Raw genomic sequence first — 22,456 nt, forward strand, 5'->3', positions numbered from 1 at the left:
CTCCGCCCGCTCCTAGCCGCCCCCTCGCTCCGTGGCGGCCCGGGCCTTGTTCTGGTCGGCCTTCTGGCGCGCCGCCTTGCGCTCCTTCGACAGGTAGAGCTGCTGCGGGAGTGAAGCGAGGTTGCTCGTCGCATAGTACAGGTTCAGCCCCGACGGGAAGTTCGCGAACATCACCGTGAAGACGACGGGCATCATGTAGGTCATCATCTTCATCTGCGCGTTGGCTTCCATCCCGCGCTGACCGATCCAGGACAGCAGGAACATCGACGCCCCCATGAGGAGCGGGATGATGTAGAACGGGTCCTTCAAGGACAGGTCCGGGAGCCACAGGAACGGGACGCCGCGGAACTCGATCGTGCTCTGGAACACGAAGAACAGCGCGAACAGGATCGGCATCGGGAGCAGCATCGGAAGACACCCGGCGAGCGGGTTCACGTTGTGCTCCTTGTACAGCTTCATCATCTCCGACTGGAGCTTCTGCGGCTCATCCTTGTAGCGGGTCTGCAGCTCCTTCATCAGCGGCTGGACCTGCATCTGCGCCAGCTGGGCACGCATGGACTTCTGGTAGAGGGGGAACAGCACCACGCGCATGGCCACCCCGAACACGATGAGCACCCATCCGTAGGCGAGACCGAGGAAGCCGTGCAGCCACTCCAGAATCACCATCACGATGCCCACGAGAGGCCTGATGATGGGGCGCATCCACCGCCAACCGTACGGGTTCACGTGCTCCAGGTCGCGGGACCGCCCCACCGCCTCCAACCGGTCGTATTCCTGCGGACCCACGTAGGCCTGGAAGCGGAACCCGGCGCCGGCCGGCGCCGGCAGCGATGCGACCATCCGCGCCGAGTGCTCGGCCGGCTGCCCGGCGACGATCAGGCCACCGAACGCCGGGCCTTCCTCGGGCGGCACGAACGCGATCACGAAGTACTTGCTCTTCACGGCTACCCAGTCGAACGGTCCGCCCTCCGCCGCCTGCACGGTGTTCGGCTCGATCTTGTCCAGGGTCCGGGACTCGATCCCTCCATCGCGTCCCCGCACCGCGTACGCGAGCTGCCGGTAGTCATCTTCGGGGTCCTTCTCGTTCGTTCGGAGTCCCTCTCCGAGCGATGTGAGGATCGAGTACCCCCGGTCGCCGACTCCCTCCAGACGTCCGGCGACGCTCACCAGGTAGCTGTCCAGCTGGAAGCCGTAGGTCACCACGAATTCGGCATTGCCGGACGGGAACGGATACCGGAACACCAGGGAGTCGGTGGGATGGTCCGGCGACAGCTCGACCTCCAGCCGATCCGCCTCGAATACCTGGGACTCGAGTCGCACGGTGTCTCCACCCATGGCCACCCGGAACCCGAAAACGCGATCGCCGGGCCGGACGAGCTCCACCGGGTGATCACCGGCGCCATTCGGCGTATACGATTCGTACTCGAGAATCTCGGCGGATGTCAGCACCGCTCCCACGGTCGAGAATCGCAGTCGCACCAGGTCGCTGATCACGATCGCCGTGTCTCCGACCGGCGCGCCCGCCGTTTCCGCCTCGACTCCCGGGATCTGTGGCTCCGCCGCATCCACGGCCCCCGGGGACGGCTCCAGCCCGGAGATCCCGGCCTCGCCCGTGTCGCGAACCACCGAGTCGGCGGCGACGTCGGCCGCCGCGCCTTGCGTGACGGCCGAGTCCGCGGGGACGGAGCCGGCCGGGGGCTCCGGGCTCGGAAACAGAAGGTTGCTCAGATAGATCACGCCGATCGTGAGGACGACGGCGAGGACCACTCGCTTCTCCATCTATTCTCCGCCCGATCTTGGGTCGTTTGAACGCTGCGGCGCCTGGCCAGCAGGCTCCGGCACCGGATCATAACCGCTTCCGCCAAACGGGTGACACCGGCCGATCCTCCTGAGGGCCAACCAGCTTCCTCTCGCCGCACCGTGCTGCTCCACGGCGTGCCTCGCGTACTCGGAGCAGCTCGGGGTAAAGCGGCAACTCGGCGGAAGCATGGGTGAAATCGCGGCCTGGTATCCTCGGATCGCCAACAGGAGGAGCGTCTTCACGGCGACACCTCCAGACAGTCGGAGAGCGCGCGATGGAGCCCTCGGGGCGTCAGTCCGTAGGCCCCCGGCCGAGCACGCACGAGGACCTCCGGCGCCGGTGTCTCCCGCGAGGCCTGCGGCAGCCACTCGGTACGCAGAAACTCGCGGACGCGCCGCTTCAGGCGGTTGCGCTCGACGGCGCTCCGTCCATGGAGGGGAACCACGATCCCGGCTCGCGCCATCTGCGTCGGGGACGGTCGGCGGATCACCTCGAGCGTCCCGCACCGGCGTCTGGAGCCCTTTCGCTGGAGGGCCCGTATCTCCGGCCCGCTTCGCACGCGGGCCGAGCGAGGATACCGGAAGCGGAGCCCGTCACCCAAGGCGAGGGTGAGTCGTTCGGGAGGTTAGCGGCGGTGCTTCGGGCGCAACTCGTCGCTCACGGTCAGCGAGTGGCGACCCTTGCGACGGCGGCGCGCCAGGACCTTGCGACCCGCCTTCGTCTTCATGCGGGCTCGGAAACCGTGGTCCTTGAGCCGCTTGCGTCGGCTCGGCTTTCTGAACGTCGGCTGCATATTCTCTTCTCGCTTCGCACGCGGGGCCGGCAGGTCCCCGCTCATTTGACAGATAGCCTCTAAGAGTAGGCCGGATCGCGTTCCCTGTCAATCAATTCCCGCCCTCTCTCACGACCCGCGAACCGACCTTCTCTCATTAATTGACAGTGTCTGGCGTGGTCTCTAGAATGGACGGCCCCGTTGACCTCCCCATTGGCATTGGACGTCCATGGAGCTGACGGCTGCCGAAGTCTGGAGCTCGATACTGAGCGCGGCGCGGAGCGCTCTGCCCGAGCAGACGTTCCGCACGTGGCTTGCTTCTACCGAAGCGGTCGCCATTTCGGACGACACGCTCGTCGTGGCCGCTCCAACCCGATTCGCGGTGGAGTGGATCGAGGACAAGTACGGAGACCTGCTCCGGGACCTGGCCGGAAAGGCCCTCGGTCGCCCGATCGGACTTCGCTTCGAGCACCAGGGCACGCCCGAGCGCCTGGTGTTCCCGGAGCTCGGCGGAGACACCGTGGGGACCCCGGACGGTCCGCAGCTTCCCGCCGAGCCGGTCGTTCACAGCGAGCTGCGATCCGCGGCGGAGGGCGCGCGCGAGGCGGGACTGAACGAGCGGTACACCTTCGACCGCTTCGTGATCGGCGGAAACAGCCAGCTCGCTGCCGCGGCCTGCCGCGGCGTCGCGGACTCGCCGGCTCAGCTCTACAACCCGCTGTTCATCTACGGTGACACGGGCCTCGGCAAGACACATCTCATGCACGCGATCGGGCACGAGATTCTGAGCCGATCTCCGGACACGCAGATCGCCTACGTACCGTCCGAACAGTTCACGAACGAGATGATCGCGGCCATCCAGAGCGGCCGGACGTCGGATTTCCGTCAGCGTTATCGGCGCATCGATGTGCTTCTCGTGGATGACGTCCACTTCCTGGGAAACAAGGAAGGCACCCAGGAGGAGTTCTTCCACACCTTCAATTCCCTGTACGACGCCCACCGGCAGATCGTCATCACCAGCGACCGTCCTCCGCAGGAGATCCCCGGTTTGCAGGAGCGCCTGGTCTCGCGGTTCGAGTGGGGGCTCGTCACCGACATCAAGCCGCCGGACTTCGAGACGCGTGTCGCCATCCTGCAGAAGAAGGCCGCGGAGGATCGACTCACCATAGAAGAAGACGTCATCGAGTTCATCGCCCGAAACCGGAAGACCTCGGTTCGCCAGCTCGAGGGGGCGGTCATCAAGCTTCTGGCGTACAGCTCGCTGACGCGGCGCGAGATCTCGCTGGACCTGGCTCGTGAGGCACTGGGCCCTCGCCTCGAGGAGGAGATCGGCGCGCGAGTCACGCCGGTAGAGATTCGCCAGAGGACGGCGGACGCCTGGGGCGTTACGGTAGAAAATCTGGTTTCCAAGCGGCGCAACCGTCCGCTGACGGTGCCCCGACAGGTCGCGATGTATCTGATCAAGACGACGCTGGACCTGCCGTACACGGAGATCGGGGCCCTGTTCGGGGGCAGGGATCACTCCACGGTGATTCACTCCGTGAACAAGGTGGAGGCGGACATGGCGTCGGACGCGGAATTCAGGGCTCGCGTCCGACGACTTCAGGATGACCTGGCCCAGTGATTCGGCTCTGGTGGATTCCGAAGTTGTCCCCCGTCCTTTGTTGAAAGATCGTTGAAGGCCGGGCATTCGTTCTGCCTCCGGCGGTCCAACGGTGGATTGATGTGGACGTCCCAGCTAGTTTTCCCGGATGTCTTAAGGAGGCGTAGAGTCCAAATGTTCTTTGCGTTCGCGGGCATCCGGTCCCGGGAGCCAGGTTCTCCACGTTTCCACGGCCCCTACTGTTACTTCTAAGTTAGATATTAGAAGAGTAGGAGAGAACGACTTTCCCCGGTCCGTATCCGGTCGAAAGAGCGAAAGAGGATCTCCATGAAGTTATCGGTCACACGAGACAGCCTTCACACCGGTCTGGGTGCGGTAGCCGCCACCATTCCCACCAAGACCACGTTGCCCGTGCTCTCGAACATCCTCCTGCGCGCGCAGAACGGTACGCTCACGTTGAGCGGCACGGATCTCGACATTTCCGTTTCCGTGGGAATCGAAGCCGAGGTCGAGACGGAAGGATCCGTGACGATTCCGGCGAAGAAGTTCGCCGAGATCGCCAGGGAGCTTCCAGCGGCCCCGGTTCACATCCGCGCCGACGGGGTGGAGATCCGGATTGAGAGCGGGAAGAGCCGGTTCAAGCTGTTCGGCCTGCCGACCGAGGAGTTCCCGAGCTTTCCCGAAGTGGACTCGGGAGACGCCTGGACGATGCAGGCGGCGGACCTGCACGAGTTGATCGGGAAGACGTCTTTCGCAGTATCGACGGAGGAGAGCCGTCCCATTCTGAACGGTGTCCTGTGGCAGCTCGGCTCCGGATCGGCCTCGATGGTGGCGACGAACGGCCACCGGCTGGCGCGGCTCACGGTGCCCATGGAAGGAGGAGGAGCTCCGGAGACCGATCTGATCGTTCCGCCGAAGGCTCTGCAGCAGGTGGCGCGACTGTTCGAGAAGGAGGGTGAGATCTCCGTCGCCCGATCGCAGAACCACCTTGCCTTCCGCACACCGCAACGCAGCGTCTTCACCCGGTTGATCGAGGGCCCGTACCCGAACTACCAGCAGGTCATACCGACCGACAACGACAAGAAGGCGATCGCGAACCGGGACGGTCTGTCAGCGGCGATCCGGAGAATGGCGGTGGTGGCCAGCGATCAGACGCATCGCGTGCGCATGCGGTTCGCGGAAGGGACGCTCGGCTTCCGGGTGCAGACCCCGGATCTCGGAGAGGCGGAGGAAGAGATGGCCGTCGACTACGACGGAGAGCCTCTAGAGATCGGGTTCAACGCGAACTATCTGCTCGAAGTGCTCCGGTACATGCCCGGTGACGATGTGCTGGTGGAGTTCAAGGCCCCGGAGCGGGCCGCCACGTTCAAGCCGGCCGGCGGTGAGCTCGACTACCTCTGCCTGGTGATGCCGCTTCGCCTGCTGGACTGATCGGAGAGCAAGAAGACCCGGGACGGGATAACTCTCACCCCGTGTAGTCCGCCCAGAGGTTGCGGTCCTCGAGGACGCGCACCCGGACGAGGTCGCTGCCGGGAGGCAGGGCGCCGGCCAGTCTCTCCCAGATGGCGCGTGCCAGGTTCTCGGTGGTGGGAATGGCGCCGCCGGCGAACTCGGGCAGCTCGTTCAGGAACGCGTGATCCATCGGATCGAGGACGTGAAGGCGCAGAAGGTCGTCCAGCGCCCCGAGGTCCAGGCTCATGCCCGTCTCTGGATGGATCTCGCCCCGGACGGTGACCTCGACCCGGTAGTTGTGACCATGTCCGCCCTCCCGGGCGCACGGTCCGAAGACGGCCCGGTTCCGCGCCGCGTCCCAGTCGGGACGGTGATAACGGTGACCGGCCGGGAACTCGACGGCCCGGGTGAGGTTCGCGCTGGACATGCCAGAAGATAACGACTGCCGCGTGCAGCGAAACGCGGAGAGGGGATAGATCGCCATGCTGGACAGTCTCCTGCGCCCGAAGTCGATCGCCGTGGTGGGAGCGAGCCGCCGCGCCGGGAGCATCGGCAACGGAATGCTCAAGCACCTGGTGGGAAGCGGGTTCACCGGCCCCGTCTATCCGGTCAACCCGACGGCGGACGCCGTCAATTCCGTTCCCGCCTTTCCCTCCCTGTCGGCCCTGCCCGCGGTGCCCGATCTCGCCGTGATCGTGGTTCCCAAGCAGCTGGTTCTGGGTGTGGTCCGGGAATGCGTCCAGACCGGGGTCAAGGGGATCGTGGTGATTACCGCAGGCTTCCGGGAGGTGGGCGGCGACGGCGTGGCCCTGGAGCGGGAGCTGCTGGCTCTCGTCCGGGAGAACGGCCTCCGCATGGTCGGGCCGAACTGCATGGGCGTGATGAACACGGCGCCGTCGGTCTCCATGAACGCGACGTTCGCGCCCGCGATGCCGCCGCATGGCGGGATCGCGTTCATGAGCCAGTCGGGCGCGATGGGCATGACCATCCTCGACTACGCCATGGAGTACGGCATCGGGATCAGCCAGTTCGTCTCGATGGGCAACAAGGCGGACGTTTCCGGGAACGACCTGATCGAATACTGGCAGGATGACGAGGACGTCGGGGTCATCCTGATGTACATCGAGGGGTTCGGGAACCCCCGCCACTTCACGACCCTGGCCCGGAGGGCGACACGACGGAAACCGGTCCTGGCGGTCAAGGCAGGGCGGACGGAAGCCGGCGCGAAGGCGGCCTCCAGCCACACGGGCGCCCTGGCACAGGTGGACATCGCCACCGACGCGCTTTTTGCGCAGTGCGGGGTGCTGCGGGCCGATACGGTGGAGGCGCTTTTCGACGCGGCGATCGCGTTCAGCAAGGCCCCGCTCCCTCGCGGCCGCCGTGTGGCCATCCTCACCAACGCCGGCGGGCCCGGTATCATCATCGCGGATGCCTGCGAGGGGTTCGGTCTGGAGGTGGCCCCGCTCTCCGACGAGACGCAGGCGCGGCTGCGCGAGCACCTGCCGGCCGAGGCGAGCGTGGCCAACCCGGTCGACATGATCGCCAGCGCCACCCCGGAGCAGGTGGAAAGCGCCATGCGCATCATCGCGGCTGATCCGGGGATCGACGCCGTGATCGCTTCCTACGTGCCACTCGGCCTGGAGGCACCGGTGATTGCGGCTGCCATCAACCGCGGCGCGGAGGATTGTGGAAAACCGGTCCTCGCGGTTCTGATGAGCAAGCGAGGGCTGCCGCAGGGAATGGCGGAGCTGAAGGACACGCCGATTCCCGCCTATCGCTTCCCGGAGTCTGCAGCCCGGGCCCTCGGGGCGATGTGGAAGTACCGGCAGTGGCTGGACCGGCCGGTGGCCGAGGTACGTACATTCGACGTAGATGCGCGCAGGGTGGGCGAGATCATCGGCCGGGCGCTCCGCCAAGATCGCGAGCGCCTCACCGTTCCCGAGGCGTTCGAAGTGCTCGAGTGCTACGGAATCCCGGTGGCCCCGTTCCGGATCGCCACGGAGGAGGAACAGGTCGTGGCCGCGGCCGACGAGGTGGGGTATCCCATCGTTCTCAAGGCGGTCTCGCAGGACATCGTTCACAAGACCGAGGCCGGCGCCGTGAAGCTGGACCTGCGGAATGAAGAGCACCTCCGGAGCGCATGGAGGGAGATCGCCTCCGCCCTCGAGACGGAGGGTCCCGAGGCACGGGCCGCTGGCGTCCTCGTGCAACGCATGTGGACCGGGGGCCGGGAGACGATCGTCGGAATGACCATGGAACCGGCGTTCGGGCCGATCGTGATGTTCGGCCTCGGCGGCGTGTACGTCGAGGTGCTGCGCGACGTGGCGTTCCGGGTTCAGCCCGTGAGCACCGTCGACGCGCTCGAGATGATCCGCTCCTTGAGAGGGTACCGCATCCTCGAAGGCGTACGCGGCGAGCAGGGCGTCGACCTGGATGGGCTCGCGGAGGTCATCGAACGGGTGAGCCAGCTGGTGGGCGAGCACCCCGAGATCCGCGAGATGGACATCAACCCGTTCCTCGCCTTCCCCGAGGGGCAGGGCAGCATGGCGGTGGACGCGCGCTTCCGCATCGGCCCGGCCGACTCACAGAAGGAACGGGGCTGGTGAGCAACCCGACCGGCCGTGTGCCGTGGGAGGACCCCGACGTCCCGTTTCCCGCCAACCTGGGACTCACCTGGTGGGAGTGTCTGACCTCGCCGGCCGGCTTCTTCTCGCGTCTCCACTGGGAGGGTCCCTTTTCCCGGGTGCTCCTCTACTTCCTCGTCATGGCCGTTCTCGGTGGGCTCACGGGACTGTTCTGGTTCGTGTGGGGCCCCTGGGGGGTCGGAGATGCGTTCGGGCTGACGCTCGAGATCCAGCTGTTGAGCTTCTTCCTCACGCCCTTCGTGGTCGTGGTCGCTCTCGGCCTGATCGCGTTGCTTCAGCACCTCTTCGCGGTCCTGCTGGCCCCCCGGCGACGAGGTCTCAAGGCGACATCGATGGTGCTCTGCTACGCTGCGGGCATCGGTCTTCTGACGGGAATCCTGCCGCCGGCGTTCGGCCCGGCGGGGGTTCCGCCAGGCATCCTCGGCGGCCTTTACCTGTTGGCCTACGCGTCGACCGTGATCGCCGTCCAGGTGTGGTACGTCGTCGTGGTGGTCATCGGGATCCGGGAGGCGCATTCGGTGTCGACCGGCCGCGCGGCGGCCATCGTGCTGCTCCCGATCGTCCTCATGTTGCTTCTCCTGATGACGCTGGTGTTCGTGGTCGTCGCCCTCTCGGTCATGGCCGGATTGCCGGTGTGACCGACCTGCGGCGCGTCACCGAGCGGATCGAGCGCGAAGAGTTCGCGCGGGGACACATCCAGCCGGGCGAACGCCCCGCCGAACCCCGACCCGCCGCCACGATCGTGCTGGCCTCGACCGGTTTCGGGCCACTCCCCCGGGTGCTGCTCCTCCGCAGGCCGGAGACCACCCGATTCGCCGCTGGCGCTCACGTGTTCGCGGGCGGAGTCATCGATCGGTCCGATGCCGACCCGAGAGCTCTCGAGCGGCTGCCGGACTCGCTGAGGGGAGAGGAAGGTCCGGCGGCCGTGGCGGCCCTGCGGGAGCTGTTCGAGGAAACGGGCATCCTCCCGGCAGACCGTCCGGTGGAGAGGGATGTGGCGGCCGAGGTCCGCGAGGATCTGCTGAAGGGAGCCCTGGGGTTCGGAGCCGCGGTCGAGAGTCTCGACGCCAGCTTCCACACGCTGCGCGCGGCCTACCTTGCCCGCTGGGTTACGCCGGCCCGTTTCGCGCGGCGCTACGACACCCGCTTCTTTCTCACGGTGCTCGGCGATGATGCCGCACCGGACCCCACGCTCACCGACGAGCTGGATGGGTACGTGTGGCTCGAGCCGGCGGAGGCGGTTCGCCGGTTCGCCGCCGGTCAGTTGCCGATGCTGTTTCCGACCCGTCGCACCCTACAGAGCCTCGCCGATGAGCCGGATCTCGACGAGCTGATCCGGCGATGCCACGGCCGGCGGCCCGAGCCGATCGAGCCACGGCTCGTCGTTGAGGGGGATTCCGTGCGTCCCGTGCTTCCGGGCGATCCGGAGTACGAAGAGGCCGACTGACGTGGCGCCCCCGCTGCCGGTCGCCTGGCTCGTGGCGCCGAACCCGGGGCCCCTGACGCTGGACGGAAGCCGGTGCTATGCGGCGGGTGAATCACGCATCGTGCTCGTGGATCCGGGTCCGGCGCTGCCCGGGCAGCTGGAACGTCTGTCCGAGCTGGTTGCCGGGAGGCCGGTCGAGGCGATCGCGCTCACCCACGCCCACCGGGACCATTCCGGCGTGGCCCCGGCCGCCGCGGAGCATTTCGCCGCGCCCGTGGCAGCCTCGGCTGCGACCCTCGCGCGGATCGGGGTGCGGGGACGGACGCTGGCCGAGGGAGACACGATCCCGCTCGATGGGGGCAAACGACACCTCCGGGCCCTGCACACGCCCGGGCACTCCTCCGACCACACGGCCTTCCTGCTGACGCCGGGGCGCGCCGTGTTCACCGGAGACCTGGTCCTCGGAACGGGAAGCAGCGCCGTCCTGCACCCGGACGGCGACGTCGGGGCTTGCCTGGCGAGCTTTGCCCGTGTCTTGTCCGTTCGACCGACTCGTCTCTATCCGGGACACGGTCCCCCCGTGAACGATGGAGTGGCGCGCTTGGAGGAATACAGGAACCACCGCCTCGAGCGGCACGCGGAGGTCGCCCGGGCGTTTCATGGCGGCGCCCGCAGCGTGGAGGAGCTCACCCGGAGGGTATACGGCGACCTGACCGGGGGTCTCCAGGGCGCCGCGCGGGCCTCCATCCGGGCTCACCTCGTTCACATGCGGGCGCTCGGCGAGGACGTGCCGCCGCTTCCCGGCCTCGACGACACGATCGCGGAGCCCGAAGAAGCGTGAGCTCGACAGGGAGGGATCCGAGCATGCCGCCGGGGCCGCCGTCGCATGACGGCTCGGGGAGCGAGAGCCGGGGCCGCCGCGCCGGATCGGTGGCGCTCGGGATCATCTTCCTCACCGTCTTCCTGGACCTGGTCGGATTCGGAATCGTTCTGCCGCTGCTGCCCTTCTACGCCACGGAGCTCGGGGCCTCGCCCTTCCAGGTCGGTCTCATCATCGCCTCGTACTCGGGGATGCAGTTCCTCTTCGCCCCCGTGTGGGGCTCCCTGTCGGATCGATACGGCCGCCGCCGGCTGCTCCTGGTCGGTCTGTTCGGGTCTGCCGCGTCGTACGTGGTGTTCGGGCTCGCCCGATCGCTCGGCGTGCTGTTGCTCTCGAGGGTGATCGCCGGCGTGATGGGTGCCAACATCCCGGTAGCGCAGGCGTACATCGCGGACTCCACGACGGCGGAGAAGCGAGCGCGCGGCATGGGGCTCATCGGAGCGGCCTTCGGACTCGGCTTCATCTTCGGACCGGCCATCGGTGGCGGTCTCAGTCCCTGGGGATACGGTTTTCCCGGTTTCGTGGCCGCCGGACTCAGCCTCAGCGCCGCGCTGGCGGCGTGGCGGTGGCTGCCGGAGTCGTTGGCGCCGGAGAACCGCACACGCGAGGGCGCCGGAGCGCTCACCGCGATCACGGGCAGGGCGAGGGCCGTGGCCGCGGTGCTGCGACGGAAGCGCCTGAGGGATCCGATCGGCGTCTTCTTCGTCGGGACGATGGGGTTCGCCGGGTTCACGACGATCTTCCCGCTGTTTCTGGAGAACCCCCTCGGCCTCAGCGCCCTGCACGCGGGAGGCATGTTCGCCCTCGTCGGAATGGTCTCGGCGACGGTGCAGGGAGCCATCATCGGACCGACCGTGGAACGGTACGGGGAGAGAACCACGGCGATGATCGGCGGGACCCTCCTGGCCGTCGGTGTGGTGGCGATGGGGCTGGTCCACGTCATCACCGCGACGGTGGTCGCGCTGATCGTGGTCGGGCTCGGGTGGGGCCTCCTCGCTCCTTCGCTGCAGAGCCTCGTGTCGCGCCGCGCCATGGCGAACGAACAGGGCCAGGTGCTCGGCGTGAACCAGTCGGCCAGTGCGCTGGCGAGGGTCATCGGACCGGTGGCAGCCGGCTGGGCCTACGGCGCGCTCGGTGCGGGGCTCGGCTTCGTGGCCGGGGGAGTGTTGATCGCGGTCGCGGCCGGGTGGGTGCGTCTCATGCCGGGCCGGGATCGGCCGGAGGACGCTCCTCCCCCCGAATCAGCCGCTGGATGAGATCACGGTTGGCGGCCGGGAACGCGTAGTCCTTCAGTTCCGCCGGCAGCACCCACCGCCGGGAGGCCGACGGCACGTCGTCGATGCCGCCGGCGACCCACCGGGCGTGGAACAGGTGCAGGGTGATGCGGAAGTGGCTGTAGGCGTGCTGCACCTCCCCGATCGGACCCAGGACACGCACGTCGATCCCCGCCTCCTCCCTCACCTCGCGGCGGGCCGCCTCGGCCGGCGTCTCGCCGGGCTCGACCTTGCCCCCGGGAAACTCCCACAGTCCTCCGAGGAGTCCTTCCTCGGGTCGCCGGCCGATGAGGAGGCGGGGCCCGCGCCACACGACTGCCGCGGCGATGTCGTGGTGAGGGAGAGGGGGGCGCCGGCGCGAGGACGGCCTCAGCGCAACGGTCCCGAGCTCCCGGGCGGCGCAGGCCATCGCCAGCGGACACTCTTCGCACCGCGGAGCGCGGGGACCGCAGATGGAGCTGCCGAGGTCCATGAGCGCCTGGTTGATCTCTCTCGCGGCCCCCCCGGCACGCTCGATCCACTCCCTGGCCAGGGAGTCCAGACGCGCCGGTGTGGGGTCCGCGAGGTCGTGGAGCCGGCACAGCACACGACGTACGTTGCCGTCCACGGCCGGCTCCGGTCGATCGAACGCGATGCTGGCGATCGCTCCGGCCGTGTACGGTCCCACTCCAGGCAGTGACCGAAGCTCGTCCGGGTCTGCCGGGAGGCGACCGCCGTACCGTTCACGGATCAGGGCCGCCGCCCGGTGTAGATTCCTTGCCCGGCCGTAATAACCCATTCCCTCCCACGCCTTCAGGACGTCGTCCAGTGGCGCCGCGGCCAGCGCCTCGACTCCGGGGAAGCGCTCCAGGAAGGCCTCGTAGTACGGGATGATCGTCGAAATGCGGGTCTGCTGGGCCATGACCTCGGCGACCCAGACGCGATAGGGATCCGTCTCCCCTCGTCCTGGAACGAACCGCTCGCGGCCTTCGAACCAGCGGAGGAGCGCGTGGACCGGGTCCGTCAACTCTCGGTCGCCACGGTTTCGATCACCGTGCCCCGCCGCTCGAGGCGGTCAGGCCGGGCTGAGACTCGGCGAAGCGTCCGTCGAACAGATGACGGGCGGGGCCCGCGAGGTGGAGGCGATGATCCCCGTCCGGGTCTGGAGCATCGGGGACGCGGATTCGCAGGTCGCAGCCTCCCATCACCCGCAGGTCCAGTTCGGAGTCGCACAGACCCGCGGCCCGGAGCGCGAACACGGATGCCATCGCCCCGCTGCCGCACGCCAGCGTCTCTCCCTCGACCCCCCTCTCGAAGGTCCGGATGGAGCCCCGCTCCGGGCTCTCGAGGCTGACCAGGTTCACGTTCGCTCCCTCGGGCCCGAGGACCGGGTCATGGCGGATTCGCCTGCACACCTCCTCGATCGATCCGTCCGGCCTGCGGTCGAGAGGGACCACGAAGTGCGGCACGCCGATCCGGACCAGCCACCCCTCGACCGGCCCGAACGGGCCCTCCACCGGAATCGATCGCTCGACCTCCACGGGCATGCGGTACTCGAGGTCCACCCAGTCCGCCTTTGGGTCCACCTCGGCCCGGATTTCGGAGTCCGAGGTCTCGATGGTGAAGGGCGAGCCGGGGACGAGGCCGCGATCCACGGCGAAGCGGGCGGCGCAGCGCGTGCCGTTTCCGCACGTACCGAAGGCCGAGCCGTCCGGGTTGAAGAAGCGGACACCCACGCGACCGTCCCCGAGACGCCACACGAGGGCCAGTCCGTCCACGCCCACTCCGGTTTCCCGGGAGCACACGTGGCGGGCCACCGGCGAGCCTTCCTCGTCGGGCCAGCGCGCCTCGGTGATCACGAAGTCGTTTCCGGCTCCCGTATACTTTCCGAATTCCACGGCAGGGTCTCCGTGACAGAGTGACCGGCTTCACGGCAGGGGCGCTTCGCCCGACCGTGCTCTCACGGAAAAGGCCGCGGACCCGATTCGAGTCCACGGCCCTCTCTTCGACCTGACTCGACGCGGCGCACGGCGGCTCCGCTCGTCAGGCATACGCGCGCTCAGCAGGCGCGGAGGAAGCCAGGCTCCCTCAGCGGCTCACGCCGAGGCGACCGCTCGCCCATGTCGAGCCAGGCTCGGGTCTATTGGACACTGGATCACCTCCCTTCGAAGAGTGAGACATCGGGCACAACACCGGTGCCGAGTCCGCCGCAGCGGCACGGCATTCCCGAAACTCGCGTCCGTGGTTCGGACGCGCAACGGGCCGAAGAAGGCCGAAACGTCTCGGTGCGGGATGTGGCGCACCGGCCTATCTTGGGGCGACTCTCCGTGCGACGGGAGGAACGCGAAGCCAAGGAGTCGGTGGATGCCGGACAGTACGGGCCAGGTCCCCGTGCCGCTGAAGAGGGAGCGCGAGCAGACCATCGAGCGGCTCATCGATCATTATGCGGCCGACAACCTCACGGTCGAGGAATTCGAGGCACGTCTCGACGCCGCGTACACGGCGACGAGCCTCGAAAACCTGGATGCCCTCGTCGCGGGCCTTCCGGCTCTCCGGTCGGACGGAGAACGCGATGCCGTCGCGCACCCTCCCATCGCCACCGTACCGGCCGAGCAGGTGCGGAACTTCAACGTCCAGATCGCGATCATGAGCGGGTCCGAGCGGAAAGGCGCCTGGGTCCCGCCCCGGAAGCTCTATACGCTCGCCCTGATGGGCGGTGCGGGCCTCGACTTTCGAGAGGCACGGATGCCGCCCGGCGAAACGGAGGTGAACGTCCTCGCCATGATGGGAGGCGTCGAGATCATCGTGCCTCCCGGCCTCGCGGTGGAGACGCACGGCTTCGGCCTCATGGGGGGCTTCGAGGCCCTCGACCAGGCGGGGGACTCTCGCGAGCCCGACGCTCCGCGCCTGGTCATTCGGGGCATGGCCGTGATGGGCGGTGTCGAGGTGACGGTTCGTCTTCCGGGCGAGACGGCGAAGGAGGCTCGCCAGCGTCGCCGGCTGGAGCGCAAGGAACGCCGGCAGCTGAAGCGCGGATCGGACGGATAGAGCTGCCGGAGGGCCCGCGCGGCCCCGTCCTCCCGCACGACCGCGACCTCGTCTTGAGCGGCGGGCCGCGGCCCCGTATTCTCCCCTCCCGGCCGGCAACGCGGCCGGCCTGCGACCACGCGAGAACGACAGCGAGGACTGCCATGTCAGCGATCCCCGACGGATTCAGGTATACCGAGGAACACGAGTACGTCCGAGAGACGGATGCGGAAGGCGAGTTCCTGGTCGGTATCACGGACTACGCCCAGGGTGAGCTGGGCGACGTGGTCTTCGTGGAGCTTCCCGCCAAGGGCGACTCGTTCGAGAAGATGGAGGTGTTCGGTACGATCGAGGCCGTGAAGGCGGTATCCGATCTCTACTGCCCCATCTCCGGCGAGATCGTGGAAGTGAACGAGGCCCTCGAGGAGGACCCGGCGCTGGTGAACTCGGATCCCTACGGTGAGGGGTGGATGGTTCGAATCCGGGCGAACGACCCCTCGGAGCTCGACGATCTGCTCGCTCCGGAAGCCTACAGCAGCCTGATCGAGGACTGACGCGCCCGGGCAGCCCGCCCGGCTCGCTGCGCCCCGCGGTCCGGCGGGGCGCGACGCCGAACCGACCGAAGCCTGCACGGGGTGCCGGCAGGCCCTAACGACGGCAGGAATACCGATGTCATTCGTTCCACACAGCGACGCCGACCGACGCGCGATGCTCGCCCGGGCCGGCGTTTCCGATCTTCGCCAGCTCTACGCCGACGTGCCCGATGAGCTCCTGCTCGACCGGGATCTCGAGGTTCCGGAGGCGCTTTCGGAGTGGGAGGCGGTGCGCGAGCTGAGCGCTCTTTCCGAGGCCAACCGTGGCCTCGTGTGCTTCGCCGGCGCCGGTCAGTACGACCACCACGTGCCCGCCGCCGTGGATCACATCGTGCGGCGAAGCGAGTTCTACACCGCCTACACGCCGTACCAGCCGGAAGTCGCGCAGGGCACGCTGCAGGCGATCTACGAGTTCCAGACGATGGTCTGCGAGCTCACCGGGATGGACGTGGCAAACGCCTCGATGTACGACGGGCCCTCCGCTGCCGCCGAGGCGGCCGTGATGTGCCGTGCCGTGACGCGGCGGGAGCGGGTGCTGGCTGCCCGCACCGTGCATCCCCACTACCGAAAGGTGACGGACACGTACCTGTGGGGCCTCGGCGCGGAGCTGGAGAGAGTGCCGCCGGGCGCTGACGGACGGCTCGACCGCGACGCGCTCGACGCCGCCCTCGGGGACGATGTCGCCTGCGTCATGGTGCAGTACCCGAACTTCTACGGCTGCATCGAGGACCTCGAACCGATCGCGGACGCCGTGCATGCGGCGGGCGCGCTTCTCGTGGTGGTGGCGGACCCGGTCATGCTGGCGCTCCTGAAGTCTCCGGGCGAGCTCGGAGCCGACGTGGTCGTGGCCGAGGGACAGCCGTTCGGGAACGCGCCGAGCTTCGGCGGTCCGGTGGTCGGCCTGTTCGCGGCCCGGGAGAAGCTGGTGCGCAAGATGCCCGGGCGCATCGTCGGCGCCACCGTCGACATGGAGGACCGACGTGGCTACGTGCTGACGCTCCAGACCCGAGAGCAGCAGATCCGGCGAGAGAAGGCCACCAGCAACATCTGCACGAATCAAGGGCTCAACGCGCTCGCCGCAACGGTTCACCTCAGCCTCCTCGGCCGGGAGGGGCTGCGCGAGGTGGCGGAATCCTCGGTGCGCAACGCCCACTATGCGTGGGACCGACTGCAGTCGGTGGAGGGAGTGACGCCGCTTTATCCCGACACCCCGTTCGCCCGCGAGTTCGCCGTCGCCACCGAGGAGAACTCCCGGGCCATACTGGAGCGTGGATTTGAAGCCGGGGTTCTCGCCGGGGTGTCGCTGAGCCGGTTCCCGTCGCTCGAGGCGCCGGACGGACTGTTGCTCGCGTTCACGGAGAAGCGAAGCCGCGGGGAGATCGATCGCCTGATCGATGTTCTCGCGGGATGAGCCGGATGAGGAGGGACCGATGGGCAAGCTGATCTTTCACGGGCAGTCGTGCACCGAGATCCGCACGGACGATGGCACACGGCTCCTGGTCGACCCGTTCCTGACGGACAACCCGGTGGCCGACGTCGGCCGCGAGCACTTTCACGACGGGCTCGACTACGTGCTGCTCACGCACGGTCACTACGACCACGTGGCCGACGCGTGGCCGCTGCTGTCCGAGGTGAATCCGACCCTGATCGCCTCCTTCGAGGTGGTCTCGTACGCCCAGGAGGTCCTCGGGCACGAGAAGGTCCACCCGATGCACATCGGGGGCGGCTTCGACTTTCCGTTCGGGCGGGTGAAGATGACGCCTGCCCTGCACGGCGGGCAGGTGGCGGGCGAGGGGGCGGAGGGATACACGACCGTTCCGGCGGGTTTCCTGATGCAGCTCGACGGGCGCCGCATCTATCACGCCGGTGACACGGCACTGATCGCGGACATGGCGCTGCTCGAGGGGCAGGTCGACGTGGCGCTGCTCCCGATCGGCGACAACTTCACCATGGGGCCGGAGGATGCGGCCCGCGCGGTGGAAATGATCCGACCGAGGGTGGTGATCCCGATTCACTACGGCACCTGGCCGCTGATCGAACAGGACCCGGAGGAGTTCCGGGGGCGGGTGGAGCCGAGGGCCGAGGTCGTCGTGCTCGAGCCCGGCGACAGCTACGAGTTCTGACGAAGGAGAGGCAGGCGATGGCCGGCTTTCCGTTCAAGGGCGAGACGACGCCCACCATATTCGAGAAGTCCGAACACGGGCGACGCGGCACCCGGATGACCCGGAGCGACGTGGATGCCCGTCCGCTGGACGACCTCATTCCGGGGCGCTACCTGCGTGAGAAGCCGGCGCGGCTTCCGGAAGTCCCAGAGAACGAGGTGGTGCGGCACTACACCGAGCTGTCGCTCAAGAATCATCACGTGGACAGAGCGCTCTACCCGCTCGGTTCGTGCACGATGAAGTACAACCCGAAGGTGAACGAGGCGACGTGCCGCCTCCCCGGCTTCGCGGGCCTGCATCCCTTCACGCCTCAGGCGAGCGCCCAGGGCGCCCTGCGGCTCATGTACGAGCTGGCCGAGCTGCTGAAGGAGGTCGCCGGGATGGACGAGGTGACCCTGCAGCCGGCCGCCGGAGCGCAGGGAGAGATGACCGGCGTTCTGCTCATGCGGGCCTACCACGAGGCCCGGGGCGAAGGCGAGACCCGGCGACGCGTGCTGTTTCCCGACTCTGCGCACGGCACCAACCCCGCGACGGCGGCGATGGCGGGCTTCGACGCGGAGGAGATCCCGTCCGATCCGTCGGGCCGCGTCGACCTCGAAGCGCTCCGTGAGCGGCTCGACGAGACGGTCGCGGGGCTCATGCTCACGAACCCGAACACGCTCGGCCGTTTCGAGTCCGACATCCTGGAAATCTCTCGCCTCGTTCACGAGGTGGGTGGCCTCATGTACATGGACGGGGCGAACCTGAACGCGCTGATGGGCGTCACGCGGCCCGGGGACATGGGCTACGACATCGTCCACTTCAACCTGCACAAGACGTTCAGCACCCCGCATGGCGGGGGCGGTCCGGGCTCGGGCCCCGTCGGCGTGAAAGCACACCTGGCCCCGTACCTGCCGGTTCCGAAGGTGGTGCGGCGTGACGACGGGTCGTACGGCCTCGATTGGGACCGGCCCGAGTCCTTCGGCAAGCTTCACGGGTTCTACGGCAACTTCGGGGTCATGGTGCGAGCCTACACGTACATCCGGATGCTCGGCCGCCAGGGGATTCGCGAGACGGCCGAGGCCTCGGTGCTGAACAACGCGTATCTGACGGCCCTCCTCGAGGACGACTTCGACCTTCCGTACGGCAGGGGCATGCACGAATCCGTGTTCTCCGGGACGTCTCTGAAGAAACGCACGGACATCAAGACGATGGATGTCGCCAAGCGCTTACTGGACTACGGGTTCCACGCTCCCACGGTGTACTTTCCGCTCATCGTCCCCGAGGCGCTGATGACGGAGCCGACCGAGACCGAGACGCGACAGGAGCTCGAGCGCTACGCCGAAGCGATGAAGTCGATTGCGCGCGAAGCCGAGAGCGACCCGGAGCTGGTGACCACGGCGCCCCACACCACGCCGGTACGGCGTCTGGACGAGGGGCGTGCGGCACGTCAGCTGGACCTCAGGTGGAGCTTTCCGGAGGACGGCGAGGACTGAAGACCCGGCTGCGCGGCATCCGCCACGACCCGGCGCCCGGTGCATGGAACATGGCGGTGGACGAAGCTCTGATGGACGCCGCCCGGGCCGGCCGGGTGACCCTCCGACTGTACGGCTGGGAGCCCGGCTGCCTTTCTTTCGGTCGCAACCAGCGCGCACGCGGGAAGTACGACCCGGAGCGGGCTGCGGCTCGCGGCATCGATGTAGTCCGGAGGCCCACCGGCGGCCGTTCCGTGTTCCACCACAGGGAGATCACCTACAGCGTGACGGCACCGGCCGAAGAGTGGGGCGGGCTGCGGGATGCGTATAACCGGATCAACTCGGCCCTGGCAGCCGGTCTTCGGGATCTCGGCGTTCCCGCCTCCGTGGCGCCGAGGGAGCGGGCCGGGCCGACTCCCGGGCCCACGGCGCGCGCCTGCTTTCGGGACCCGCTTCCGGGGGAAGTGGTCGCCGGTGGCCGGAAGCTGATCGGGAGCGCGCAGTGGCGGGAGACAGGGGCGCTGCTGCAGCACGGCTCGCTGCTCCTCCACAACGACCAGGCCGCGGTGGAGGAATTGAGGGTCGGTGGCGCACCGGTGCGCGAAGTGCCGGCTTCGAGTCTGGCGGAGTTCGTGGAGCCGGTGCCCGGACCGGAAGAACTGGCCGACGCGCTGGGAGCGGCGTTCTCGCGAGAGCTGGGACGTGACCTGGCCTGGGAGGGCCTGCAAGCGGATGAGCGCGATGCTGCAGAGAAGAAGAGGCGTCGGTACGAGGACGACGCCTGGACGTGGCGTCGCTGACGATCGGGGAGAGCGAATGAGACAGGCGAGGTCCATGCGATCGCTTCCGATTCTCGTGGCGGCAACGCTGGTCTGGGTGGGTTGTGGGGAACGGGCCCCGGAGCGTGAGACGACGCCGGGGTGGACGCCCTCGACTCGCGTCGAGCCGGATGTCCCGGAGACGGAACGCCACGGGGGGACGCTCGTCGTGGCGGGCCGCAACGATCCGGTGTCCATGAACTCACTGGTGGCGACCGACTACGAGAGCGTGCAGCTGCAGATCTACGTCCTCTTCGCCACGCTCGTGGCGAGCGACGCGGACTACGAGCCGCAGCCGTATCTGGCCCGGTCGTGGGAGTTCGATGCGGACACGAGCGAGGTCGTCTTCCACCTCCGACACGACCTCGAGTGGCACGACGGGGCGCCCGTGACGGCTCGCGACGTGGCCTTCACCTTCGAACGCCTCAAGGATCCCGAGGTCCCGTTCGCCAACCCATCCTACTTCGACTCCTGGGATGCGGTGGAGGTGCTCGACCCGGTCACGGTACGCTTCTACATTCGGCCGCACTCCGACGCTCTGTACGGGTGGACCCGAACGGCGATCATGCCCGAGCACATTCTCGGCGCCGTTCCGCCAGGAGAACTCGAATCCGCCGCGTTCGGGACGACGTCCCCCGTCGGAAGCGGGCCGTTCCGTTTCGTGGCGAGGGTACCGGGGGACCGGTGGGAGTTCGAGGCGAACCCGGATTTTCCCGAGGAGCTGGGCGGGCCTCCGTATCTGGACCGCCTCGTGTACCGGCCGATCGCGGATGACTTCGCGCTCACCGCGGCGCTGAGGACGGGCGAGACGGATGTCGTACTGGATGCCTCTCCCGGAATGGTCGAACAGGTGCAGGGCGACTCGTCCGTCTACTCCACGGCATATGCCGCGCCGGAATACGCCTTCATCGCGTGGAACTCCAAGCGCCCGGAGTTCGCGGATCCGACGGTGCGTCGGGCACTGACGATGGCGATCGATCGCCAGACCCTGGTGGACGCGGTGCTGGGCGGGGCGGGAACGGTGGCGACGGGGCCCGTCGGCCCGTGGCACTGGGCCTACGACTCCACGTGGCAGCCGCTTCCGTACGACCCGGAGGAAGCCGCGAAGCTGCTGGACGAGGCGGGGTGGACGGACTCCGACGGGGACGGGACTCGGGACAGAAGCGGAGAGCCCTTCCGGTTCGAGATCCTCGCCACGCCGCGGCCGGACCGGGCGGCGATCCAGACGCTCGTGCAGGCCTCCCTGGGTCAGGTCGGCGTCGAGGTCGAGCCCGTCGTCCGGGAGCCGGGGGCACTCATGCCCCTGGTCCTGGGGCCTGACCGGCGGTTCGACGCCCTGATCCTCGGGTGGGTCCGGGACGTCCCGCTGAACGACGTGGACCTGTGGGCGTGCGACCAGCTGGGACAGCCGTTCCAGTTCACGAGCTACTGCAACCCGGAGCTGGACGCGGTGCTCGACTCGATCCCGCTCACCGCGGACCGCGAGCGTCTGCGTTCGCTGATTCACCGGTATCACACGCTCATCGCGGCGGACCAGCCATATACGTTCCTGTACTACCTGGATCGCGTGGCGCTCGCCCGCTCGGGCGTGTTCGGGCTGCGGATGGACTCGCGCGGCGACTGGGTGAACGTCGCCCGCTGGTGGAAGCACGATGCGGAGGAGGCGGGGGGCTGAATGAGCAGCCGGGAAGGACGTGGGGAGCGGTTGGGCCGGCACCGCGCTTTCCCTTGACATTCCGGCGAACGGGCGGGTAGCTTCCCACCCCCGACCGGGAGGCCTTGAGACCGGACCGGGGGGCCCAGAGAACAACGACTACGGCGGAGGACACCTTGGCAAGCTTGACCGTTTCAGCCCTCATGCTGCTCCAGGATGCGCAGGCGCTCGGCGCGGGACAGGAGCTCAAGCTCAACGAGATCTGGGATGCCGGCGGCTTCATGATGTGGCCCCTCGGCTTCTGCCTCGCGGTCGGAATCCTGATCATCATCTGGAAGTTCTTCGACCTCCTGTCCAAGGCGCTCGGCAACAAGAAGCTCCTGAGCGAGGTCGACGGGATGATCGCTCAGCAGCGTCTCGACCAGGCCCTGGCGCTGTGCGAGGAGTCGAAGGCGCCGGCCGGGCACATTCTGTCCGCGGGCCTGAAGCGGTATCGAGAGGGCACCGAGCGAGTCACGCAGGCCGTGGAGAACGCGGGCGCGATCGAGGTCTCGAAGCTGGAGCGAGGGCTCGTCTGGCTGGCCACCCTGTCGAACGTGGCGCCTCTGCTCGGCTTCCTGGGCACCGTGATCGGGATGATCCAGGCCTTCCAGGCGATCGAGATCGCCGGCGAGGTCGAGGCTACACTGGTCGCCGGCGGGATCAAGGTAGCCCTCATCACCACGGCTTCAGGTCTTACGATCGCCATTCCGATCAGCATTGCGCACAACTACTTCGTCGACCGCGTGGATCGCATCGTGATCGACATGGAGGAGAGTGCGCAGAAGATGATCGATGCCGTGCACGCCGTGGAGCGCACGGGCGTCTGACCCGCACGTGCCCCTCACGGCGAGCCGCCGCGAGACTCATGGAAAGG

At 68.0% G+C, this 22,456-nt stretch carries 22 protein-coding genes; 15 read left to right on the top strand and 7 right to left on the bottom strand.

Features of this window, described 5'->3' with window-relative positions:
• Positions 1 to 12 precede the first annotated feature (12 nt).
• The 4 genes from yidC to rpmH form a co-directional block, all read right to left on the bottom strand.
• Positions 13 to 1,779: a membrane protein insertase YidC gene (gene yidC, locus AC36XV_RS02650; RefSeq protein ID WP_492202123.1), complete on the bottom strand. Its 1,767-nt coding sequence runs from the start codon at positions 1,777 to 1,779 to the stop codon at positions 13 to 15.
• Positions 1,780 to 1,989 (bottom strand): membrane protein insertion efficiency factor YidD, encoded by a 210-nt coding sequence (yidD, locus tag AC36XV_RS02655; protein ID WP_492202159.1) that lies wholly within the window; start codon positions 1,987 to 1,989, stop codon positions 1,780 to 1,782.
• 50 nt (positions 1,990 to 2,039) lie between these two features.
• The gene (locus AC36XV_RS02660) at positions 2,040 to 2,360 is read right to left on the bottom strand and encodes a ribonuclease P protein component (protein WP_492202160.1); all 321 of its coding nucleotides are present in this window, start codon (positions 2,358 to 2,360) and stop codon (positions 2,040 to 2,042) included.
• Between the two features lie 66 nt (positions 2,361 to 2,426).
• The gene (gene rpmH, locus AC36XV_RS02665) at positions 2,427 to 2,594 is read right to left on the bottom strand and encodes a 50S ribosomal protein L34 (RefSeq protein WP_492202124.1); all 168 of its coding nucleotides are present in this window, start codon (positions 2,592 to 2,594) and stop codon (positions 2,427 to 2,429) included.
• 208 nt (positions 2,595 to 2,802) lie between these two features.
• On the opposite strand from rpmH, the gene dnaA reads away from it, so the two are divergent.
• Together dnaA and dnaN are read left to right on the top strand one after the other, a co-directional pair.
• Positions 2,803 to 4,197 carry a chromosomal replication initiator protein DnaA gene (gene dnaA / locus AC36XV_RS02670; protein WP_492202125.1) on the top strand — a complete coding sequence of 465 codons (1,395 nt, stop codon included), beginning with the start codon at positions 2,803 to 2,805 and terminating at the stop codon, positions 4,195 to 4,197.
• Positions 4,198 to 4,503: 306 nt separating this feature from the next.
• On the top strand, positions 4,504 to 5,607 hold the full coding sequence (gene dnaN / locus AC36XV_RS02675; protein WP_492202126.1) for a DNA polymerase III subunit beta: 1,104 nt from the start codon (positions 4,504 to 4,506) through the stop codon (positions 5,605 to 5,607).
• A 34-nt stretch (positions 5,608 to 5,641) separates the two neighbouring features.
• Here the strand turns inward: dnaN and AC36XV_RS02680 are convergent, their stop codons facing one another.
• A complete protein-coding gene (locus AC36XV_RS02680) occupies positions 5,642 to 6,112 on the bottom strand; it encodes a 6-pyruvoyl trahydropterin synthase family protein (protein WP_492202127.1) in 471 nt (156 codons plus the stop codon).
• Between AC36XV_RS02680 and AC36XV_RS02685 the strand changes: the two genes are divergently transcribed.
• Genes AC36XV_RS02685 through AC36XV_RS02705 form a run of 5 tightly spaced genes read left to right on the top strand, consistent with a single transcriptional unit; the run spans position 6,111 to position 11,835 of the window.
• Positions 6,111 to 8,234 carry an acetate--CoA ligase family protein gene (locus tag AC36XV_RS02685; RefSeq protein ID WP_492202128.1) on the top strand — a complete coding sequence of 708 codons (2,124 nt, stop codon included), beginning with the start codon at positions 6,111 to 6,113 and terminating at the stop codon, positions 8,232 to 8,234. The genes AC36XV_RS02680 and AC36XV_RS02685 overlap by 2 nt on opposite strands.
• The gene (locus tag AC36XV_RS02690) at positions 8,231 to 8,911 is read left to right on the top strand and encodes a YIP1 family protein (RefSeq protein WP_492202129.1); all 681 of its coding nucleotides are present in this window, start codon (positions 8,231 to 8,233) and stop codon (positions 8,909 to 8,911) included. Before AC36XV_RS02685 ends, AC36XV_RS02690 begins: the two co-directional genes overlap by 4 nt.
• On the top strand, positions 8,908 to 9,720 hold the full coding sequence (locus AC36XV_RS02695; protein WP_492202130.1) for an NUDIX hydrolase: 813 nt from the start codon (positions 8,908 to 8,910) through the stop codon (positions 9,718 to 9,720). The genes AC36XV_RS02690 and AC36XV_RS02695 overlap by 4 nt, the downstream gene beginning before the upstream one ends.
• Position 9,721: 1 nt before the next feature.
• Positions 9,722 to 10,540 carry an MBL fold metallo-hydrolase gene (locus tag AC36XV_RS02700; RefSeq protein ID WP_492202131.1) on the top strand — a complete coding sequence of 273 codons (819 nt, stop codon included), beginning with the start codon at positions 9,722 to 9,724 and terminating at the stop codon, positions 10,538 to 10,540.
• A complete protein-coding gene (locus AC36XV_RS02705; protein WP_492202132.1) occupies positions 10,537 to 11,835 on the top strand; it encodes an MFS transporter in 1,299 nt (432 codons plus the stop codon). The genes AC36XV_RS02700 and AC36XV_RS02705 overlap by 4 nt, the downstream gene beginning before the upstream one ends.
• Here the strand turns inward: AC36XV_RS02705 and AC36XV_RS02710 are convergent.
• Entirely contained in the window at positions 11,777 to 12,859 is a 1,083-nt protein-coding gene (locus AC36XV_RS02710) for an A/G-specific adenine glycosylase (RefSeq protein WP_492202133.1), read from the bottom strand. The two genes, AC36XV_RS02705 and AC36XV_RS02710, sit on opposite strands and share 59 nt — an antisense overlap.
• Positions 12,860 to 12,881: 22 nt before the next feature.
• Positions 12,882 to 13,730 (bottom strand): diaminopimelate epimerase, encoded by an 849-nt coding sequence (gene dapF / locus AC36XV_RS02715; RefSeq protein ID WP_492202134.1) that lies wholly within the window; start codon positions 13,728 to 13,730, stop codon positions 12,882 to 12,884.
• Between the two features lie 466 nt (positions 13,731 to 14,196).
• On the opposite strand from dapF, the gene AC36XV_RS02720 reads away from it, so the two are divergent.
• From AC36XV_RS02720 to AC36XV_RS02755, 8 genes are all read left to right on the top strand, one after another.
• Positions 14,197 to 14,880, top strand: a complete 684-nt coding sequence (locus AC36XV_RS02720; RefSeq protein ID WP_492202135.1) for a DUF1707 SHOCT-like domain-containing protein — start codon at positions 14,197 to 14,199, stop codon at positions 14,878 to 14,880.
• Positions 14,881 to 15,023: 143 nt separating this feature from the next.
• Positions 15,024 to 15,413: a glycine cleavage system protein GcvH gene (gene gcvH / locus AC36XV_RS02725; protein ID WP_492202136.1), complete on the top strand. Its 390-nt coding sequence runs from the start codon at positions 15,024 to 15,026 to the stop codon at positions 15,411 to 15,413.
• Between the two features lie 115 nt (positions 15,414 to 15,528).
• Positions 15,529 to 16,863: an aminomethyl-transferring glycine dehydrogenase subunit GcvPA gene (gene gcvPA / locus AC36XV_RS02730; protein ID WP_492202137.1), complete on the top strand. Its 1,335-nt coding sequence runs from the start codon at positions 15,529 to 15,531 to the stop codon at positions 16,861 to 16,863.
• A 19-nt stretch (positions 16,864 to 16,882) separates the two neighbouring features.
• The gene (locus AC36XV_RS02735; protein WP_492202138.1) at positions 16,883 to 17,575 is read left to right on the top strand and encodes a metal-dependent hydrolase; all 693 of its coding nucleotides are present in this window, start codon (positions 16,883 to 16,885) and stop codon (positions 17,573 to 17,575) included.
• Between the two features lie 17 nt (positions 17,576 to 17,592).
• Positions 17,593 to 19,089, top strand: a complete 1,497-nt coding sequence (gcvPB, locus tag AC36XV_RS02740; RefSeq protein WP_492202139.1) for an aminomethyl-transferring glycine dehydrogenase subunit GcvPB — start codon at positions 17,593 to 17,595, stop codon at positions 19,087 to 19,089.
• 50 nt (positions 19,090 to 19,139) lie between these two features.
• Positions 19,140 to 19,868 (top strand): lipoate--protein ligase family protein, encoded by a 729-nt coding sequence (locus tag AC36XV_RS02745; protein ID WP_492202140.1) that lies wholly within the window; start codon positions 19,140 to 19,142, stop codon positions 19,866 to 19,868.
• Positions 19,869 to 19,884: 16 nt separating this feature from the next.
• A complete protein-coding gene (locus AC36XV_RS02750; RefSeq protein WP_492202141.1) occupies positions 19,885 to 21,561 on the top strand; it encodes an ABC transporter substrate-binding protein in 1,677 nt (558 codons plus the stop codon).
• Positions 21,562 to 21,716: 155 nt separating this feature from the next.
• A complete protein-coding gene (locus tag AC36XV_RS02755; protein ID WP_492202142.1) occupies positions 21,717 to 22,409 on the top strand; it encodes a MotA/TolQ/ExbB proton channel family protein in 693 nt (230 codons plus the stop codon).
• Positions 22,410 to 22,456: the final 47 nt, after the last annotated feature.

This window comes from Candidatus Benthicola sp., assembly GCF_058719085.1.

What these genes read in the sequence shown, in the direction of transcription:
- yidC (WP_492202123.1), bottom strand. Translation starts at nt 1,779, where the DNA reads ATGGAGAAGCGAGTGGTCCTCGCCGTCGTCCTCACGATCGGCGTGATC.
- dnaN (WP_492202126.1), top strand. Translation starts at nt 4,504, where the DNA reads ATGAAGTTATCGGTCACACGAGACAGCCTTCACACCGGTCTGGGTGCG.
- AC36XV_RS02685 (WP_492202128.1), top strand. Translation starts at nt 6,111, where the DNA reads ATGCTGGACAGTCTCCTGCGCCCGAAGTCGATCGCCGTGGTGGGAGCG.
- AC36XV_RS02680 (WP_492202127.1), bottom strand. Translation starts at nt 6,112, where the DNA reads ATGGCGATCTATCCCCTCTCCGCGTTTCGCTGCACGCGGCAGTCGTTA.
- AC36XV_RS02745 (WP_492202140.1), top strand. Translation starts at nt 19,140, where the DNA reads ATGGCGGTGGACGAAGCTCTGATGGACGCCGCCCGGGCCGGCCGGGTG.
- dnaA (WP_492202125.1), top strand. Translation starts at nt 2,803, where the DNA reads ATGGAGCTGACGGCTGCCGAAGTCTGGAGCTCGATACTGAGCGCGGCG.
- gcvPB (WP_492202139.1), top strand. Translation starts at nt 17,593, where the DNA reads ATGGCCGGCTTTCCGTTCAAGGGCGAGACGACGCCCACCATATTCGAG.
- rpmH (WP_492202124.1), bottom strand. Translation starts at nt 2,594, where the DNA reads ATGCAGCCGACGTTCAGAAAGCCGAGCCGACGCAAGCGGCTCAAGGAC.
- yidD (WP_492202159.1), bottom strand. Translation starts at nt 1,989, where the DNA reads ATGCTTCCGCCGAGTTGCCGCTTTACCCCGAGCTGCTCCGAGTACGCG.
- gcvH (WP_492202136.1), top strand. Translation starts at nt 15,024, where the DNA reads ATGTCAGCGATCCCCGACGGATTCAGGTATACCGAGGAACACGAGTAC.
- AC36XV_RS02720 (WP_492202135.1), top strand. Translation starts at nt 14,197, where the DNA reads ATGCCGGACAGTACGGGCCAGGTCCCCGTGCCGCTGAAGAGGGAGCGC.
- AC36XV_RS02750 (WP_492202141.1), top strand. Translation starts at nt 19,885, where the DNA reads ATGAGACAGGCGAGGTCCATGCGATCGCTTCCGATTCTCGTGGCGGCA.
- AC36XV_RS02735 (WP_492202138.1), top strand. Translation starts at nt 16,883, where the DNA reads ATGGGCAAGCTGATCTTTCACGGGCAGTCGTGCACCGAGATCCGCACG.
- gcvPA (WP_492202137.1), top strand. Translation starts at nt 15,529, where the DNA reads ATGTCATTCGTTCCACACAGCGACGCCGACCGACGCGCGATGCTCGCC.